This window comes from Streptomyces sp. NPDC102451, from assembly GCF_044765485.1.
Taxonomy (GTDB): domain Bacteria; phylum Actinomycetota; class Actinomycetes; order Streptomycetales; family Streptomycetaceae; genus Streptomyces.
Map to the genome: position 1 here is coordinate 82,186 of NZ_JBIWKD010000022.1, position 17,472 is coordinate 99,657.

15 protein-coding genes, 2 tRNA genes, 3 pseudogenes and 1 riboswitch are annotated in these 17,472 nt (G+C 69.9%); of the genes and pseudogenes, 10 read left to right on the top strand and 10 right to left on the bottom strand.

Translation table 11 applies throughout. The features are described 5' to 3' along the window. The 3 genes from ACIRD8_RS33235 to ACIRD8_RS33245 all read left to right on the top strand — a co-directional run. A partial coding sequence (locus ACIRD8_RS33235) for a hypothetical protein (protein WP_403999989.1) occupies window positions 1-221 on the top strand: 221 nt, incomplete at its 5' end. A 149-nt stretch (window positions 222-370) separates the two neighbouring features. After that, on the top strand, window positions 371-1,933 hold the full coding sequence (locus ACIRD8_RS33240) for an amino acid permease (RefSeq protein ID WP_403999992.1): 1,563 nt from the start codon (window positions 371-373) through the stop codon (window positions 1,931-1,933). 92 nt (window positions 1,934-2,025) lie between these two features. Continuing rightward, window positions 2,026-2,099: transfer RNA gene (locus ACIRD8_RS33245), tRNA-Lys, on the top strand. A 341-nt stretch (window positions 2,100-2,440) separates the two neighbouring features. Here the strand turns inward: ACIRD8_RS33245 and ACIRD8_RS33250 are convergent. Together ACIRD8_RS33250 and ACIRD8_RS33255 are read right to left on the bottom strand one after the other, a co-directional pair. Next, window positions 2,441-3,736, bottom strand: a complete 1,296-nt coding sequence (locus ACIRD8_RS33250) for a hypothetical protein (protein ID WP_403999995.1) — start codon at window positions 3,734-3,736, stop codon at window positions 2,441-2,443. Window positions 3,737-4,195: 459 nt separating this feature from the next. Beyond that, window positions 4,196-4,426, bottom strand: a pseudogene (locus ACIRD8_RS33255) (cupin); the annotation flags it as partial. Window positions 4,427-4,619: 193 nt separating this feature from the next. Between ACIRD8_RS33255 and ACIRD8_RS33260 the strand changes: the two are divergent. Continuing rightward, window positions 4,620-4,844: pseudogene (locus ACIRD8_RS33260) on the top strand (LysR family transcriptional regulator); the annotation flags it as partial. A 97-nt stretch (window positions 4,845-4,941) separates the two neighbouring features. On the opposite strand, the gene ACIRD8_RS33265 reads toward ACIRD8_RS33260, so the two are convergent. The 3 genes from ACIRD8_RS33265 to ACIRD8_RS33275 all read right to left on the bottom strand — a co-directional run bounded on the left by ACIRD8_RS33265 (window position 4,942) and on the right by ACIRD8_RS33275 (window position 7,357). Next, window positions 4,942-5,868: an MASE1 domain-containing protein gene (locus ACIRD8_RS33265; protein ID WP_403999998.1), complete on the bottom strand. Its 927-nt coding sequence runs from the start codon at window positions 5,866-5,868 to the stop codon at window positions 4,942-4,944. A gap of 125 nt (window positions 5,869-5,993) precedes the next feature. Continuing rightward, window positions 5,994-6,821: a PP2C family protein-serine/threonine phosphatase gene (locus ACIRD8_RS33270; RefSeq protein WP_404000001.1), complete on the bottom strand. Its 828-nt coding sequence runs from the start codon at window positions 6,819-6,821 to the stop codon at window positions 5,994-5,996. Between the two features lie 80 nt (window positions 6,822-6,901). Beyond that, complete coding sequence (locus ACIRD8_RS33275; protein WP_404000004.1) at window positions 6,902-7,357, bottom strand: MarR family winged helix-turn-helix transcriptional regulator; 456 nt, start codon at window positions 7,355-7,357, stop codon at window positions 6,902-6,904. 363 nt (window positions 7,358-7,720) lie between these two features. Between ACIRD8_RS33275 and ACIRD8_RS33280 the strand changes: the two genes are divergently transcribed. Continuing rightward, the gene (locus tag ACIRD8_RS33280; protein WP_404000007.1) at window positions 7,721-9,061 is read left to right on the top strand and encodes an ABC transporter substrate-binding protein; all 1,341 of its coding nucleotides are present in this window, start codon (window positions 7,721-7,723) and stop codon (window positions 9,059-9,061) included. A 27-nt stretch (window positions 9,062-9,088) separates the two neighbouring features. On the opposite strand, the gene ACIRD8_RS33285 is transcribed toward ACIRD8_RS33280, so the two are convergent. From ACIRD8_RS33285 to ACIRD8_RS33300, 4 genes are all read right to left on the bottom strand, one after another. Beyond that, the gene (locus ACIRD8_RS33285) at window positions 9,089-9,310 is read right to left on the bottom strand and encodes a hypothetical protein (RefSeq protein WP_404000010.1); all 222 of its coding nucleotides are present in this window, start codon (window positions 9,308-9,310) and stop codon (window positions 9,089-9,091) included. Window positions 9,311-9,424: 114 nt separating this feature from the next. Then, entirely contained in the window at window positions 9,425-9,583 is a 159-nt protein-coding gene (locus tag ACIRD8_RS33290; RefSeq protein WP_404000013.1) for a hypothetical protein, read from the bottom strand. Between the two features lie 208 nt (window positions 9,584-9,791). Further along, window positions 9,792-11,186, bottom strand: a complete 1,395-nt coding sequence (locus ACIRD8_RS33295; protein WP_404000016.1) for an FAD-binding oxidoreductase — start codon at window positions 11,184-11,186, stop codon at window positions 9,792-9,794. A 200-nt stretch (window positions 11,187-11,386) separates the two neighbouring features. After that, window positions 11,387-11,674, bottom strand: a complete 288-nt coding sequence (locus tag ACIRD8_RS33300; protein WP_404000019.1) for a hypothetical protein — start codon at window positions 11,672-11,674, stop codon at window positions 11,387-11,389. Window positions 11,675-11,888: 214 nt separating this feature from the next. On the opposite strand from ACIRD8_RS33300, the gene ACIRD8_RS33305 reads away from it, so the two are divergent. The 5 genes and pseudogenes from ACIRD8_RS33305 (at window position 11,889) to ACIRD8_RS33325 (ending at window position 16,024) form a co-directional block, all read left to right on the top strand. Continuing rightward, window positions 11,889-11,962, top strand: a tRNA-Met gene (locus tag ACIRD8_RS33305). A gap of 61 nt (window positions 11,963-12,023) precedes the next feature. Further along, a pseudogene (locus tag ACIRD8_RS33310) lies at window positions 12,024-12,146 on the top strand (TipAS antibiotic-recognition domain-containing protein); the annotation flags it as partial. A gap of 140 nt (window positions 12,147-12,286) precedes the next feature. Further along, a complete protein-coding gene (locus ACIRD8_RS33315) occupies window positions 12,287-13,438 on the top strand; it encodes a PP2C family protein-serine/threonine phosphatase (RefSeq protein ID WP_404000068.1) in 1,152 nt (383 codons plus the stop codon). Between the two features lie 233 nt (window positions 13,439-13,671). Then, window positions 13,672-13,824: riboswitch (cyclic di-AMP (ydaO/yuaA leader) on the top strand. A gap of 11 nt (window positions 13,825-13,835) precedes the next feature. Beyond that, window positions 13,836-14,876 carry a M23 family metallopeptidase gene (locus tag ACIRD8_RS33320; RefSeq protein WP_404000022.1) on the top strand — a complete coding sequence of 347 codons (1,041 nt, stop codon included), beginning with the start codon at window positions 13,836-13,838 and terminating at the stop codon, window positions 14,874-14,876. Between the two features lie 203 nt (window positions 14,877-15,079). After that, complete coding sequence (locus tag ACIRD8_RS33325) at window positions 15,080-16,024, top strand: aldo/keto reductase (protein WP_404000025.1); 945 nt, start codon at window positions 15,080-15,082, stop codon at window positions 16,022-16,024. Window positions 16,025-16,028: 4 nt separating this feature from the next. Here the strand turns inward: ACIRD8_RS33325 and ACIRD8_RS33330 are convergent, their stop codons facing one another. Further along, the gene (locus tag ACIRD8_RS33330; protein WP_404000028.1) at window positions 16,029-17,465 is read right to left on the bottom strand and encodes a PrsW family intramembrane metalloprotease; all 1,437 of its coding nucleotides are present in this window, start codon (window positions 17,463-17,465) and stop codon (window positions 16,029-16,031) included. Window positions 17,466-17,472 lie beyond the last annotated feature (7 nt).

Below are 17,472 nucleotides of genomic sequence, written 5' to 3' on the forward strand. Positions count from 1 at the left end.
GTCGTGACGAGCGCCCGTCCGGTGGTTTCCGCTCCGGCGGCAGCGACCGTCCGTTCAACCGCGACCGTCGTGACGACCGTCCCTCGGGCGGCTTCCGCTCCGGTGGCGGCGACCGGCCGACCGGCCGTCGTGACGACCACCGCGGTGGCACCGGCACGGGTACCGGCACCGGCACCTTCGGCCGCCGTGACGACAAGCCGCGCTGGAAGCGCAACGGCTGAGCCTGCTGACAGCTGATCGACCCGCGGGGCCCGTACGACACTTCGGTGGCGTACGGGCCCCGCGGTGTTTCCGGAGCCCGGGGCCCGGCGTTTCCCGAGCCCGGGGCTCCTGGCGTTTCCGGAGCCCCTGCCCGGGCATCGCTGGGGGCATGACAAACGACGAAGCCGTGGCGGCAGAGCCACCGCCCGATGCCCTCCAGCCCGCCGCCGCACCCGCGCCCACCTCCGACGAGGAACGGCTGGCCGAACTCGGCTACACCCAGGTGCTCGCGCGCCGGATGTCCGCGTTCTCCAACTACGCCGTCTCGTTCACGATCATCTCGGTGCTCTCCGGCTGTCTGACGCTGTATCTGTTCGGCATGAACACCGGCGGGCCCGCCGTCATCACCTGGGGCTGGGTCGGTGTCGGGCTGATGACCCTGTTCGTCGGCCTGGCGATGGCCGAGATCTGTTCGGCGTACCCGACGTCCGCGGGCCTGTACTTCTGGGCCCACCGTCTCGCCCCGCCGCGTTCGGCGGCCGCGTGGGCGTGGTTCGCCGGCTGGTTCAACGTGCTCGGCCAGGTCGCCGTCACCGCGGGCATCGACTTCGGGGCGGCGTCCTTCCTCGGGGCGTACCTGAACCTCCAGTTCGGCTTCGAGGTCACGCCCGGCCGTACGATCCTGCTCTTCGCGGCGATCCTGGTCCTGCACGGCCTGTTGAACACCTTCGGGGTCGGCATCGTCGCCGTACTCAACAACGTCAGCGTGTGGTGGCACGTCGTCGGTGTCGCCGTGATCGTGGGCGCGCTCACCTTCGTGCCGGACTCGCACCAGTCGGCGTCGTACGTCTTCACCGAGTTCGTCAACAACACCGGCTGGGGCAGCGGCTTCTACGTCGTGATGATCGGCCTGCTGATGGCGCAGTACACGTTCACGGGGTACGACGCCTCCGCCCATATGACGGAGGAGACCCATGACGCGGCCGTGGCGGGGCCGCGCGGCATCGTGCAGTCCATCTGGACGTCCTGGATCGCCGGCTTCGTGCTGCTGCTGGGCTTCACCTTCGCCATCCAGTCGTACGACGGCGCCCTGAACTCCCCGACCGGCGCCCCGCCCGCCCAGATCCTGCTGGACGCGCTCGGCGCCACCACGGGCAAGCTCCTGCTGCTCGTCGTGATCGGGGCCCAGCTCTTCTGCGGGATGGCCTCGGTGACCGCCAACAGCCGCATGATCTACGCCTTCTCGCGCGACGGGGCGCTGCCGTTCTCCCGGGTGTGGCACACGGTCAGCCCTCGCACGCGTACGCCCGTCGCGGCGGTCTGGCTGGCCGCCCTGGGCGCCCTGGCGCTCGGCCTGCCGTACCTGATCAACGTCACCGCGTACGCCGCCGTGACGTCCATCGCGGTCATCGGCCTCTACATCGCCTACGTCATCCCCACGCTGCTGCGGCTGTTGCGGGGCGACGACTTCGTCCGGGGGCCGTGGCACCTGGGCCGGTGGTCCCGGCCGGTCGGCGTCATCGCGGTGACCTGGGTCGGGGTGATCACGGTGCTCTTCATGCTGCCCCAGGTCTCGCCCGTCACCTGGGAGAGCTTCAACTACGCGCCGCTGGCCGTCCTGGTGGTGCTCGGCTTCGCGGCGGTCTGGTGGTTCGTCTCGGCCCGCCACTGGTTCCTCGTACCTCCGGCCCCGGATCACAAGCGCACGATCACGGACGAAACCACGGACTGACCCGCCCGGCCCCGGCCACGACAGGGCCCGGCACCCGATACCCGATCGGTTGCCGGGTCCGGGGAAGCTATGCTCGTGGGGTGATCCATCAGGGGCCGTTAGCTCAATTGGTCAGAGCAGCGGACTTTTAATCCGTTGGTTGTGGGTTCGAGTCCCACACGGCCTACTGACAGCAGGGGAGGGGCAACCCTCTGACCTGTAGTGGAGCGCCCCGATCGGCTTCGGCTGATCGGGGCGCTCTGCTGTTCAAGGGTGCGTGCGTGAGCGATGCGTGAGCGGATCGTCACCGGTCCTCCTGCGGAGGGGATGTCTTGCCGCTGAGTTACACGGGGAGTGGCGGGCCGATGCTCATCCATCCCTCGCGTATGCCATCGAGCCCTTGGAGGATTGGCGACGGGTCGTTGGTCGGCCCGCCCAGATTATGGATGAGGATGTCGCGGCACAGGTGCTGGAGCACGCCGGTCGTCATGTGGTCGCGCGGCGACGGCAATCGATTGAAGCCCCAGCTCACCCGGTCGCGGGGTACACGTTCATGTAGATGTCCACTGCGGCGTACGCGTTGATCATGTAGTTGCTTCCGCTGTTGGAGATGCTGCGGTCCTTGCCCGTGCGGGCGTCGAGGATGACGCCGTCGGTGTCGGTGGCGGCGTAGACGGCGCCATGGAAGGCGTTCCCGACGTCGGGCTTTTTCCGTGAGGGGTCGTCCTGGGAAATGGTCCAGAGCACCTTGCGGCTCTGGGCGTCGATGCCCCGTGCGGTCTCCTTGGTGTTGCAGACGACCACGGACCGCTGGTCATTGAAGCAGTGGATGAAGCTACCGTCCGGTGCGGCGGGGACGAGCTCGCCCGTACGGCTGTCGCGCAGCGAGCCCGCGACGAAGAAGCCGCCGCCCACCTCCTCGACCTCCACGCCAGTGCTGCCTTCTTGCTTCCAGCGCGGGGCGCCGTCAGTGAGGGCCAGGCCCGCGAGGGCGAGGTCCTCGTACTGGGAGTGCCAGCCGTCGATTGCCTGGAAAGTTGCCTCGTCGCCGAGCTGGGCACCGATGACGACGCCGCTGTCCAGCGTGCCGCCCGCAAAGCCGTCCTTCTGCCAGATCACTTGGTGGCTCTTCAGGTCGACGGCGTAGGTGGTGGCGCTGTGGCCGCCGTCACTGCCGGCATCGTCCCTGTCGGTGTGGACCCTGACGGCTGCGGTTCCGTCCTCGGCTCCGATCACCCCAGGCTCCAGATAGCTGACGGTTGCGCCCTTCGGCGCGGGCAGGCGGACCGTCCAGGACACCTTGCCGCTGTCCGCGTCGACGGAACGCAGGTAGACGTCGGTCCGGTCGGGCTCGGTGCCCGCGCCCTTCGTGTAGTCGGCGTACGCGAAGAGGACGCCCGTGCGACCGTCCTGCTGGGCGAAGACCGGGGGGATGGTCTGATCGTCGCTCGGCTCGCGCTCCTTGCCGGTGTACCAGTCCTTGCGGCCCAGGGAAGAGGACCAGAGCTTCCGCCCGGAGTGGGTGTCGTAGGCGTCAAGGGCCGCGGAGGTCCGGTGGTACAGCGTAGGACCGAGTAGGGCGAAGCCCCAGTCCTTGATGTCCTCGTCCACGGGCAGGGCGATCTCCTTGCCGAATTTTGTCGGAGGATCGAACGCCTTCGCCTTCGCCTTCGCCTTCGCCGCGGCCGGAGGCTTGGCGCCGGAAGCCGCATCCGGGGACCCGGCGTCCGTATCCGTCCCCGACGCGCCGTCGGAACAGCCCGCCAAACCGGTCAGCACAGCCACAAGAGCCAGATGCACGACGTGCCGGTGCGTCGCTCGCAAATTAATCTCCTCCGTGTGGACAACACCGCAACAACCTAATGGCGTTGACCTCGCAGTGCGTTGCTTCAAGACCGTGCCCTTGGACTACCAGTCGGGAATGGAGCCCGACCCGTTACATCCGCAGCAGACGCCGTCGCCTCCGCACTTGTCACATTTGCGCGGGCCGGACCATGCGTAGACCTTGCCGGTGCCCTTGCACGTGCGGCACTGGCCCTTCCTTTCGGGACATGCCTTGCATCGAGCCATGAATGATCTTCCTCGCGTTTCGAGAATGGCATCCGCCGTTGGGGGCCCGCCCCCGTAGTCCCGGCGGCCAGACTGGTGTCTTGTGGCGCAGCCACTGGCCGCCGTCAACGCCAGGGCTCCGCACCGACCGCCACCATGCTCCGCCACCGCATACTCCTTTCTCCCTGCTGCTATGCATCGGATGATGTGCTCTCCGGTCCCGGCCCCGCAGGGTCACGCGCGAGCGGAGTTCCACGCCTCGCTCTGCTGGAAGTACGTGTCGTACAGCTCTTGGACGTCCAGCAGGGTCTCCGGCGGGACCTTTCCGTACGCGATGCGCTCGAGGTGACGGAAGTACTCGAACCGCTCCACCCCCGGGGTGATCACGATGAGGATGTCCGCGCTCTCACCAGGGGCGGCCGCGAAGGCGTGCGGCACGTTCGGCGGGACGACAACGAGGTCGCCCCACCAGGAGATCAAGCACCACGGCCAAGCCGTACGCGAGCGGTGTGAGCACGTCATCTCCCTGCGCCTGCGCTGAGTACCAGTGGATGTCCTCGGAGAGGTCGTGATCCAGGATGCAGCGCGCGAAACGCGCGAACAATGTCCGGCTTCACATGGTCTGATAACCCAGGAGTTATCGCTGAAGGCGGGGGCAATGGAACTACGGGACATCGAGATCTTCCTGGCGCTGGCCGAGGAACTGCACTTCGGCCGGACCGCGGACCGCCTGCACGTGTCACAGGCGCGAGTGAGCCAGTCGATCGCCAAACAGGAACGCGAAATTGGCGCACGCCTCTTCGCCCGGAACAGCCGCCAGGTCGAGCTCACTGCCATCGGGAAACAACTTCGGCAAGCCCTCAACGCGGGCTACCAGCAGATAGCGAGTCTCTGACCAGGCCCCCCTTTGACCTGCTGTCGGCGCCCCGATCGGTTTTCTTCCGATCGGGGCGTCCCGTCTTCCCCCCCCCGTGGATCCCTCAGTCGTCGGGGGGAGCACGGCGAGACCCTTTGTCCTGGCGCGTGACCGCGTCGGTGAGCTGCGCGCACAGGCGCTGGATCTCTTCGTGGGTGCGGTTCCGTTCGGCCACGACTGCCGTGAGGAGCAGGGCGGTGAGGGAGACGGAGCCGTTGAAGGCCTGCAGGGTGACCATGTTGGTGAGCAGGTCGTGGTGGGCGAAGGGGCCCGCCATCCGGCCCGAGGCGAGGATCGCGAGCGTGGAGACGACCAGAGCGCACGGTGCGGCGCCCGCACGTTCGAAGCGGAACGAGGCCCAGATCAGGACGGGGAAAACGAGGAAGAGCAGAGAAGAGCTGCTGGCGTTGGTCGCCAGGAGGGTCACGCCCACGGCGCACGTCGCCAGTGCCGCCGCCTCGGCCCAGACCAGGAGGCCGACCGCGGGTGGCCAGCGGGCCCATCGGACGACGAGCAGGAACGGGGTGACGACCAGTACGCCCATGGCGTCGCCCGTCCACCACACCGACCAGGTCGGCCAGAAGCCGCCGGCCTGTAGCGCCCCTGACAGGACGAGTGTGCTGCTGCCGATGGTCGCACTGATCAGCATGGGCCCCAGAGCGCCGAGGAAGACCAGGGCCAGCGCATCCTGCAAGCGGTCGAGGCCGTTGTGGAAACCGGCACGCCTCAGCAGCAGGTAGGAGCAGATCGGGGCGAGGGTGTTGCCGGCGACGATCGCCAGCACGGATGCGACCGTGGGGCCGATGGAGATGTTGACCGCGAGGGCGCCGACGGCGATGCCGGGCCAGACCCGCGCGCCTAACAGGAGCAGTGCGGCGACCGCGATCCCGGTCGGCGGCCACAGGGGCGTGACCTGCCCGCGCACCAACTGCTGGAGCAGCCCCAGGCGGGCGGTCGCGTAGTAAAGGGCGGCGACCGCCAGAATCGTCAAGGCGGTGCCCTTGTGCCGCCTGAGTTGTGAGCTGACCACCACATCAGCATCAGACACCACACGGAGCGGCCCGGGGTGGTCGGACGCGCCGACGCCACGCCACTGCCGACGCGGTTGCTCTCCGGCTACCGGGGGGCCTGCCGTGTTTCGTGGCGGACGACGAGAACGGCGGCATCGTCGTCGTGGCCGGTGCGGTCCGCGACCCGGATCACCCGCGACGCCATGACGTCGGGGCCGACACCACGCCCGGCGCCCACCAGCCGGGCCACCTCGGCCAGACCCTCCTCGATCGGGTAGGACGGCCCTTCCACCACGCCGTCGGTCAGCAGGACGAGGTAACCGGGCTGCGTCAGGGTCCGATGGACCACCGCGTAGTTCTGGTCGGGAAGAATTCCCAGAGGAACCCCGCCATCGTCCACGGACACACCCGAATCGCCCGCATCGGTGCCCCACACCACCGGGACATGACCGGCCCGGGCGATACCGAGATCACCGGTCCGCGGGAGGAAGCTCAGCAGGCAGCAGGTGGTGAAGAGGTCGCAGCCGAGCGAGATCAGCAGGTCGTTGGCGCAGGCCAGCACCTCCCCGGGGTCGCTCGTGACGCTGGCGAGAGCCCGCAGGCTGGCACGGGCCTCTCCCATGAAGGCGGCGGCCTCCACTCCGTGGCCCTGCACATCACCGATGACCATCCCCGCCACCCCGTCCCTCATCGGGAAGGCGTCGTAGAAGTCGCCGCCGACAGCCAGGCCGTCCTGCGCGGGCGCGTACCGGGCTGCCAGCCGGATGCCCGGGAACTCGGGCAGTTCGGACGGGAGCATGTGCCGCTGGAGTGCCATGCCGAGCTCCGCCCGGGCCTGCTGGAGTCTGATGTTCTCCAGTGCCTGGTCGACAAGGCGCCCAAGGGTGGAGAGGAGCTCCTGGGTGCTGTCCGGTGCTTTTCGGTGTCCGTACATGACATTCCTGAACAATCCGGTGCCCTTGGTAAAACCCTAGCCCGGTCGCCGCCGGATGGCGCGTACGGGCCGCGGCGGGGTCAGGGGCGTGGCCAGGGGCGGCCGCCGATGCGTTCCAGGTCGGTGTTGAAGCGCCGCAGATAGCCGGCGAAGGCGGAGATGTCCTCGTCGGGCCAGTCGGCCATGACCCGCTGCAGGGAGTTGACCATGCCCTCGCGTTCCGCGTCGAGGGTCTTCGCCCCCTCCTCGGTGATGCGGAACTTGCGGGCCATGCCCCCGTCCGGATCGGGGATGCGCTCCACGAAGCCGGCGCGCATGACCGCTGCGGTCTGCCGGTTGAGCGTGGAGACGTCGAGGTCGAAGGCCTCGCTGAGCTCGCCGACGGACATCGGGCCCTGGACGCGGATGCGGCTGAGCAGGACGTACGCGCTCCGCTCCAGGAGGCCGTCCTTGCGGCGTCCCTTTCTGTGGGTGAGCAGGCCGTGACGGCTGAGCAGCATCTGCTCGTACTCGACCTCTCGTGTCGCCCTCTTCATGCGTGGGCACCTCCTGCTTCCTGCCGGGCGAGGCCGGTGTCTCGTCGTGCGGTCGTGCGTGCCGACTTCATCGTATGGTCATGGCAAAGTGCATAGGCCACATCATGTGCGTAATGCAAATCGGAAGCCGGAGCGCCGCCGTGGCCGGCCGGGGCGTCTCCCCTCGGCGTACGGCGACCAGGGACTTTCTGCTGCACGGGCATTGACCCTGGGAGCGGGCCGACTTTACGTTCTTCGCGTTGTCTTCGTATGTCATATATGAGACGCGATATGAGAGCCGAGCATCCTCCCCCCACGGCTACACGTTGCGGCGGCACGGTGCCGAGCGCCCCGCAGGTGAGCACTCAGAGAAGAGAGCCGACCGTGATCAACCCCCGTACCAGCCGTCTCGCCGCCGCGATATCCCTGGTCAGCGCCCTGGCCCTCACCGCGACCGCCTGCGGTGACGACGGCAGCGGCATCACCGGCGCGAAGGGCGCCGAAGGCCCGGGCACCGGGAAGATCGTGTTCTGGGACGAGAACGGCGGCGTCCGTACGGCGGTCTGGAAGGAGATCATCGCCGACTTCGAGAAGGCCAACCCGGACATCGACGTGCAGTACGTGGGCATCGCCTCCACCGAGGCCCAGTCCAAGTACGACACCGCCATCCAGGGCGGTGGCCTGCCGGACGTCGGTGGGGTGGGGGCCGCGATGGTCGCCGGGATCACCGCCCAGGACGCGCTGGAGCCGCTGGACGACCGGATCGAGGCGAGCTCCCTCAAGGGCAAGCTCAACGAGGCGATGACCGAGAACGTGCGGAGCGCCGCCGGCCGGGACGAGCTGTACACGGTGCCGATCTCCGCCACCAACGGCGTCCTCTACTACCGCACGGACCTGTTCGAGAAGGCCGGGCTGGGCGAGCCGGACACCTGGGACGACTTCTACGAGGCCGCGTCGAAACTGACCGACCGGCAGAAGAACCGGTTCGGCTACACCATCCGCGGCGGCCCGGGCTCGATCGCCCAGGCGCTGGACGCGATGTACGGGCAGTCGGGCATCGACTCCTTCTGGGACGAGTCGGGGACGAGGACGACGGTCAACGACCCCAAGAACGTCGCGGCGCTGGAGAAGTACGCCGGTCTGTACAGGAAGACCACCCCGGAGGCCGATCTCAACAACGACTTCACGAAGATGGTCGCCCAGTTCGACTCCGGCAGCATCGCCATGCTCAACCACAACCTGGGGTCGTACCAGGACCATGTGACCTCGCTGGGCAGCGACAAGTTCCGTGGCATCCCGCAGCCCGAACTGGCCGACGGCACCCGGGTGATGGTCTCCAACCCGGTCTCCGGGCTCGGTCTGCTGAAGTCGTCCGAGAACAAGGCGGCGGCCTGGAAGTTCATCGAGTTCGCCGCCTCGCACGCCTCGAACTCGAAGTTCAGCGAGTCGGCCGGCCTGATCCCGGCCAACAAGGAAGCCGCCGAGGACCCCTGGCTCGACAAGGCCGAGACCACCAAGCTCGGGGCCGAGGCGCTGTTCTCGGGCAACACCAAGATCGTCCAGCTCCCCTACTACCTGCCGGACTGGAACACCCTGTCCAAGGCCGACAGCGAATCGGGCTTCCAGAAGGTGCTGCTCGGGAAGACGAGCGCCCAGGACTTCCTGGACACGTTCGCCGAGGACCTCGACGAGGCCCAGGCGGAGTGGAAGGAACAGCAGGGCTGACGGACCGGAGCGCGCCCCCTCGGTCCCTCAGTCCAGGCCTTCCTCCCGCAGCTCGTACATCAGGAGGAACGTCCGGTAGGTCTCCGCGGACACCTCCAAGCACACGTCCGGCCGGTTGGTCCACGTCGACGTGTTGTCGAGGGCCCGCCGGCAGGCCGCCTCGGTCTCGGCCTCGGACGGGATGTTCGAGATGAACGCGGCGATGAGCAGGACCACTGCGAGGACGACCACGCCGATACGGATGCGCATGGTCTTCCAACGACGGCGCGGCCGGACCGGTCACTCAGGGCAGGTCACCCGGGGTGGAGCGCCGAGGGGCCGTCACCCGGGGCCGGTCACCCGGGACGGGTCACGGCCGCCCGGTCATTCGGGTTCGTCGGTGACCGGCGGCAGGTCGGGCTCGATGAACAGGCCCGCGTACTGCGGCGTCGGCAGCGGCGACGGAGCGCCCGTGTCGGCGTTCGCGGCCGCGGACGCGCCGTCGGAGTGCCGCTGGGTCGTGCGGGCAGAGGTGTCGGTCATCTCAGGTGTCCTGTACGTAGGTGTGCGGTGAGAGCCCATGACCGAATCACTGCGGTGAAATGCCGGACCGGTCCCGACCGGTACGGCGATGAGGTGCCGCTACCGGTGCCGCGCCGCTCCGGGGGCGTCCGGATCATCGTGCGGTGCATGCAGACTGTAACCCTCCCGGCACGGCTTTCCCCCGGTATTGCGAGCCCGACGTGACGGTTCAGTGCGGCGGTGCGGGCTCGGCGGGCCGGATGTTCTGGTTTGCGTGGAAGAGGTTGTGCGGGTCGTAGGACCGCTTGATCTCCGCGAGCCGGTCGTGGTGGCCGCGGTAGGTGGCCCGGACCCGGTCCTCGGACTCGCCGGTGCCGAGGAAGTTCACGTAGCCGCCGCCCATGGAGTACGGGTGCAGCGCCTCCCAGTAGCCCACGGCCCAGTCCCGCAGCGCCGGAGCGTTGGCCGGGTCGGGATCGATGCCGGCGATGACGCCCGACCAGAGCGCGTCACGGTAGGCCCAGGCGGTGTCGTCGGGGCCCACCCGGCCGGCGGCGCCGTCGACCGGGTACAGGTGCATGGTCGACAGGCCGGTGGGGAGCTTCTCGGCGAAGGACGCGTGCACATCGACGGCTTCGTCCGTGATCCGGTCGAAGAAGTCGCCGCGCCAGTACCACTGGAGACCGGCCGGCATCAGCGCGTCGAACATCGACTGCAGGGCCGGGTAGGGCATCGGCGAGGTGAAGTGGAAGGCGGGTGGACCCGGTTCGTTCACCACGGCGAGGGTCTCGCCCAGGGATTCGGGGTCCGCCGTCGAGGACCAGACGACGCCGCACATCTTCTGCCCGTGGATCTCCTCGGGGAAGGGCGGGCCCGGCGGGACGGTCAGCGAGGCGAAGAAGCCGTACAGGTCGTCCGGTGCCTGCGGCAGGAAGTCCCGGTACCAGCGCATGACGTCCTGGAAGAGTTCCTGGGGCCACACGGTGATGGCGACCCCCACCGTGTCCACGGGGTGCAGCTCGAAGTCGAACGACGTGACGATGCCGAAGTTCCCGCCGCCGCCGCGCAGCGCCCAGAACAGGTCGGCGTGTTCGCTCGGGTTCGCGGCGACGAAGCTGCCGTCGGCCAGGACCACGTCCGCGGAGACCAGATTGTCCACCGAGAGGCCGTACTTACGGGTGAGGTAGCCGTGCCCGCCACCGAGGGTCAGTCCGCCGACGCCGGTGGTCGACATGATGCCCGCCGGGGTGGCGAGACCGAAGGCGTGGGTGGCGTGGTCGAGATCGCCCAGCGTCGCACCGCCGTCGGCCTGCGCGGTCTGGGTGGCCGGGTCGACCCGTACGCCGCGCAGGGGCGAGAGGTCGAGCGTGACGGCGCCGTCGCGGAGGCCGAGGCCGGGACCGCTGTGCCCGCCGCCCCGGACCGCCATGTCCAGTCCGTGCTCGCGGACGAAGTCGACGGCGGCCATCACGTCCGCCGTGTCGCGGCACTCGACCACGGCCGCCGGCTTCTTGTCGATCATGGCGTTGTAGACCGTACGGGCCTGCCCGTACGCCTGGTCGTCCGGGCCGATGACCGGGCCGCGCAGCGCGGTCCGCATCGTCTCCAGCAGGGTGCCGTCCATGATCGTCTCCTAGCGCGTGTGCGCCCGGCCTTCCCTGCGGCACCGCATCGGGGTGGGACTGGTGGGCCGACGCCGGCACCTGTGATGCCGCGCGGACGGGACCGAACACCGAAAAGCGTGCACGTCCAGCGTCCCGCCGCCCCGGAGGTCGTGCAATCGCTGGGCGCCGTGCACCCACGGGAGGGGCACGGCGCCGGAACTCACTCCTGCGGTGCGGCCGGGGTGCTGCTCGGCGCGGGCCCGCCCCTGTCCCGGCGCAGATGCACCATGAGCCCGATGAACCCGGCCGCGAATCCGCTGAACAAGCCGGACACCCCGTGGTTGAGCGCGTTGGCCGGGGCGCTGCCGGGCACGCCGACGAGCAGGTAGTTGATGGCGGCGCTGAACACCGAGCCGAAGGCGGCGCCGATCAGCCCGCTGACGAGGGACGTACGCAGGGGTGACGGCGCGGACGGGGAGACCGGGGCGGGTCTGTGTGATGCGGACATGGTGGGAGGCCCTCCAGACAGGCGGTGCGCGAGATCGGGGGGTGCGGCAACACCCTTGGGCAACCGGCCGGGCCTGACAACGTCGCGGTACGCAGCCTGAGTTGGCGCAGCCGGTCGAGGCCGAGAGGTTTCCTTGCCGGCGGCGTGCGAGGGGAGCGGGACCAGGAGTGGTCGGAGCGCCCTCCCGGATGGCGTAGAGTTGCAATCACAACGGCGCGGGGTGGAGCAGCTCGGTAGCTCGCTGGGCTCATAACCCAGAGGTCGCAGGTTCAAATCCTGTCCCCGCTACTAAAGACTGAGGCCCGGATCCTTTCGAGGATCCGGGCCTCTGTCGTATGCGCCGGCCCGGCTGCGGCGGCGGTACGTCGCGGATCCGCGCCTCGGGAGGAACTACGATCGCTGCGGGGACGGAACCGCCGTCTTCGTACGGGACGCACTGACGATCTACGCGCGGCACCGGCTCTCCGACTGACCACCGGACGGCGGGACCTGCGGCGCGCTCCTCCCTTCGGCCGATGGGGATTCGCCGTTCGGCGCGGCTCCGGCCGGCCTGGGCGGGGCGCGGTACCGTCCGCACCCGTGGGTGGAGCGGGCAGGAGTGCACACGTGGGGATGCGGGACGGACGCCGGGGGAGCGCTGACGGGAGCGACCGTTCCCGGTGGTTCGTGCGCGTGCTGCCCGCCCTGATGATCTGCGTCGGTGTGATCTTCGACCTCGTGACGCCGACCGAGGTCACCGCCGTGCCGCTCTTCGCCGCCGCTCCGCTGATCGCCGCCCCGTTCTTCTCGCTGGCCAGCACCGTCCGCATCGGGGTGACCGCGATCCTCGTGGTGCTCGCCATCCGGATCTCCGACGGCGCGCTGGGCCGGATCGTGCCGATCACCGACCTGTTCACGCTGGTCACCGTTGCCGCGCTCTCCCTCGTCATCAACCGGGTCGTGCGCCGCAGGAACGAGCAGCTGGCCTCGGCCAGGTTCGTCGCGGAGACCGCGATGCGCGCGGTGCTCCCGACGCCCGAGGACCGGATCGGCGGGCTGCTGGTCGCGGCGCGGTACGAGGCGGCCCAGGCGGACGAGTTCGTCGGCGGAGACCTGTACGCCGTCGCGGACACGCCGTTCGGGGTGCGCCTGGTCCTCGGGGACGTACGGGGCAAGGGGCTGGACGCCGTGGCGGCGGTGGCCGTCGTGATCGGCGCGTTCCGGGAGGCCGCCGAGCAGGAGCTGTCGCTGGAGGGGGTGGTCCAGCGGCTGGAGCGGGCGCTGGCCCGTGAGGGATCGCGGCGGGGCGGGCTCGACTCCATGGAGGGGTTCGTCACCGCCGTCCTCGCGGAGATCCCGTCCGGCTCGGACACCCTGCGGATCGTCAACCGCGGGCACCCCGAGCCGCTCGTGCTGCACCAGGACGGGGCGCTGGACGTGCTGGCGCCGACGGTGCCCGCCCTGCCGCTCGGGATGGGGCTGGGGGTGTGGCCGGACCGGGCGGACGAGTGGGCGCTGCCGGCCGGGTCGATGTTCCTGGCGTTCACCGACGGGCTGTCCGAGGCGCGGGACGCGAAGGGCGCCTTCTACGACCCGGCGGCCCGGCTGCGCGGCCGGATCTTCCCGGGGCCCGAAGAACTGCTGTCCGCGCTCACCGACGACGTACGGCTGCACACCGGAGGCCGGTCGACGGACGACCTGGCGCTCCTCGCGGTGGGCCGTCCGGCGCGGGGTCAGCAGGAGCGGCGGACGACGGTGAAGATCGTGGGGCGGGACCGTGGATGACCGGTCGCGACTTTCGGTAGTCGAAAGACCTCGCTCCGCATAACATTTGACGCAACGTCAGAAACTGCTGGCCGGATAAGTGGCACTCAACTCGCCCGTTTGCGCCCGTTTGACCCCTGAAAGTCCAGGCCAGGGCCATGACTGATCTATGGGAACAGCTTGGAATCGGACCCGGGTGTCTATTAACGTTCGATAACGCAGCGCGGTTGTACCCGCCGTCGCAAGAGACGGCACCGTGCGCAGCGCCGAATTCCGCAAGGGAACCGGGGAACCACCTACATGGGGTGAATCGGACACCTGTGTCTCGTGAGAGGCAGAGGCGCCCGTAGGAGACCTTCCTGCTCCGAACCCGTCAGCTAACCCGGTAGGCGAGAAGGAAGGAAAGGAGTGCGCCCACGTGGCGTCCAATCAGCCTGCCCCCGAGGCCCCGTCATCCTTCAGGACCGACAGTCTCGGTGATGAGGACAGGACCTGGGAGGAATGGAACCCCACCGAGGAGTCCATCCGTCCCGTACGCGGCCGGCACCGCGTTGCGAAGCAGCGGGGTCTCGCCCGTAGCTCCACCGTCCTCGGCGTCGGCGTCATCGCGGCCGTCGGAGCGGGTGGCATGGCCACCGCCCAGAGCAAGCCGCCGGTCTCCATTTCTCTTCCCGATTCCATCGCGGACAATCTCCCCGACGCCAAGTCCCTTCCCGGCGTGGGCGCGTTCATGTCCGGCGATTCCGACTCGGACCACGAGACGGTCGCCGCGTCCTCCCCGCTGACCAGCGCCGGCATCACCGCCGCCGAGGCCGAGCAGGGCACCACGGACGCCGGCGAGGCGCTCCGCGCCCGCATCCTCCAGCAGGCCGAGCAGCAGCAGGCCGGAGCCGACGCCGAGGCCAAGGCCGCGGAGGAGCAGGCGGCGGCCGAGGCCGCCGCGGCCGAGGCGGCGAAGCAGCAGAGCGACGCCGAGGCGAAGGCCGCCGCGAAGAAGAAGGCGGCCGAAGAGGCGGCGAAGAAGAAGGCCGAGGCCGAGCGCCTCGCCAAGCTCGCCGCCAGCTACGCCGTCCCGACCTCCTCGTACACCATCACCTCGACCTTCGGTCAGGCCGGTTCGATGTGGTCGTCCGGCTACCACACCGGGCTGGACTTCGCGGCCCCGACCGGCACCCCGGTCAAGGCCGTGCACAGCGGCACCGTGAAGTCGGCCGGCTGGTCCGGCTCGTACGGCTACCGCACGGTCCTGGAGCTCGATGACGGCACGGAGATCTGGTACTGCCACCAGTCCTCGATGGACGTCACCGCCGGACAGAAGGTCACCACGGGCGACACCATCGGCCGTGTCGGCGCCACCGGCAACGTGACGGGCCCGCATCTCCACCTGGAGGTCCACACCGCGGACGGCTCGGGCGTCGACCCGATGAGCTGGCTGCGCGGCAAGGGCCTCACCATCTGAGGGCTGCCCCCCTCGGACCCCGGCGCACCGGAACCCCGGCGGCCCTGACGCACGACCCCCCGACGTCAGGGCCGCCGGTCTGTCCGCAACCGGGCGGCCCCTGGAACTCGGCCCCTGGAACTCGGCGCCAGGACCTCGGCGCCAGGGCCCGGCGTGGCCCGCGTACCGGAATAGTCGGTTCAGCCGGCTGGTTGTCCCCGGGTATGACATCTCTGCGCCCGCTCGGTTCATCGAGCCTCCAGGTCTTCCCCCTCGCCCTCGGCGGCAACGTCTTCGGCTGGACGGCCGACGAGGACCGCTCCTTCGCCGTCCTCGACGCGTACGTGGCGGCCGGCGGCAACTTCGTCGACACCGCCGACGCCTACTCCGCCTGGGTCCCGGGCAACGAGGGCGGCGAGTCGGAGACCATCATCGGCAAGTGGCTGGCGGCCCGTTCCCGCCGCGACGATGTCGTCATCGCCACCAAGGTCGGATCCCATCCCGCGTACAAGGGGCTCTCGCCGGCCACCATCAAGGGGGCGGCGGAGGCGTCGCTGCGCCGGCTCGGCACCGACCACATCGACCTCTACTACACACACTTCGACGACGAGAGCGTCCCGGTCGAGGAGATCGTCACCGCGCTCGACCAGCTGGTCAAGGCCGGTACGGTGCGGGAGATCGCCGCCTCCAACATCAGCCCCGAGCGGCTCCGGGCCTCCCTGGACTTCTCCGAGCGCGAGGGCCTGGCCCGTTACGTCGCACTGCAGCCGCACTACAACCTCGTCTCGCGCGACACCTACGAGGGCGCGCTCCAGGACACGGCGGCCGGTGCCGGTCTCGCGGCCGTCCCGTACTTCGCACTCGCCTCGGGCTTCCTCACCGGCAAGTACCGGCCGGGGGCGTCGGTCGAGAGCGCACGGGCCGAGGGCGCGGGCAAGCACCTGGAGACCGAGCGCGGGCGCAGGGTGCTCACGGCGCTCGACAGGATCGCCCAGGAGCACGACGCGGAGATCGCCACGGTCGCCCTCGCCTGGCTGGCCTCGCGGCCGACCGTGACGGCACCGATCGCCTCCGCGCGTACGGTCGAGCAGCTGCCCGCGCTGATGGCGGTGGCCGGACTGCGGCTGACCGAGCAGGAACTGGCGGAACTGACCGAGGCGTCCGCCTGACGTCCTAGAGGGGCCCGCCGTCATCCCGGTACGGGTTGTGGCCGCCGTAGTGCCGGTGCGGTGCGGGGAGGTGCTGCGGGGGCAGGCCGCCGTAAGGGAGCTGACGGGGGATCGGGGGCGGCACCGGCAGGCGGGTGCGTATGCGGCCCGTCGCGTGGGCCGCGTACGTCAGGGCGGGCGCCGCGACCTCCCGGCGGTGCCACAGGTGGTGCAGCAACTCCTGCTCGCGCAGGGCGAAGTCCGGGCCGGCGCCGTCGTGGCGGGCCCTCCGGCGCAGCATGGCCAGGGAGGTCGCGAACGACTCGTACTCCGCGACGGCGCGGGCCGCGGCCCTGCCCCGGGCGGGGTCCGGGTGGCTGTTCCAGTGCCTGGCCATGTCGCGGGCCATGCCCCGCGCCCGCATCGAGGCCAGCGCGAGCGGCTCGGCAGGGGTCAGCCAGCCGGCCGCCGCGTACACCGGCAGTTCGGTGGAGAGCGTGCGCAGCTCCCGCTGGCGCGCCCAGATCGCCAGCCAGGTCACGAGCCCGAAGCACGGCACCATGAACGCGCCGTACACCGCGTAGAAGCCGTACGGTCCGAGGGCCGACGAGCCGTTCCACAGGGCGTGCATGCCCATGGCGAGGGTGAGTCCGAGCAGGGGCAGCAGGACCCGGCGCACGCGGTGGCGCGAACCGCCGAGCGCCGCGATGCCGAAGCCGATGCCGGAGAGCACGGTGAACAACGGGTGGGCGAACGGCGACATGACCACGCGGACGAAGAACGTCCCCACCGTCACGGAGGCGAAGCCAGTGGTCCCGAGCTGCTGGTCCTCGCCGAAGGCGTTGCCCAGGTAGAGGATGTTCTCGGTGAAGGCGAAGCCGGTCGCGGTGAAGCCGGCGACCACGATGCCGTCGACGATCCCGCTGAACTGCCGCCTGCGGAAGAGGAAGACCAGCAGGAGTGCGGCGGCCTTCGCGCTCTCCTCGACGACGGGGGCGACGACCGTGGCCCCGAGGGTGTCGGCGCTCGCCGGGTCCGCGGTGGCCGTCGCTATCCACCGCGTCGCGAAGGAGTTGGCGAGGATCGCCACGAGCGCGGCGGCGCACGCTCCCCAGGCGAAGGCGAACAGCAGATTCCGCCAGGGGCCCGGCTCGACCCGGTCGAGCCAGCGGAACGCCGCCATCAGCAGTGGTACGGGCAGCACCGCCAGCCCCAGCCCCACCAGGAAGCCCTCGGTGCCCGTCTGCTGACGCACCAGGGCCAGGATCACCAGACCGCAGAGCGCGAGCACCGTGATCACCGCACCGGCACGGAACGCCTTGCTGCGCCAGACCATGCCGACGCGGCGGGGCCGGTAACGCCACTGGCCTCGCTCCGGGACCGCTCCCAGGAACTCGTCGAGCTGCTGCTCCTCGAGAACCGGGACGGCCGGCTGCTGGTGCTGCACGGACCCCTGGTACACCCGACGA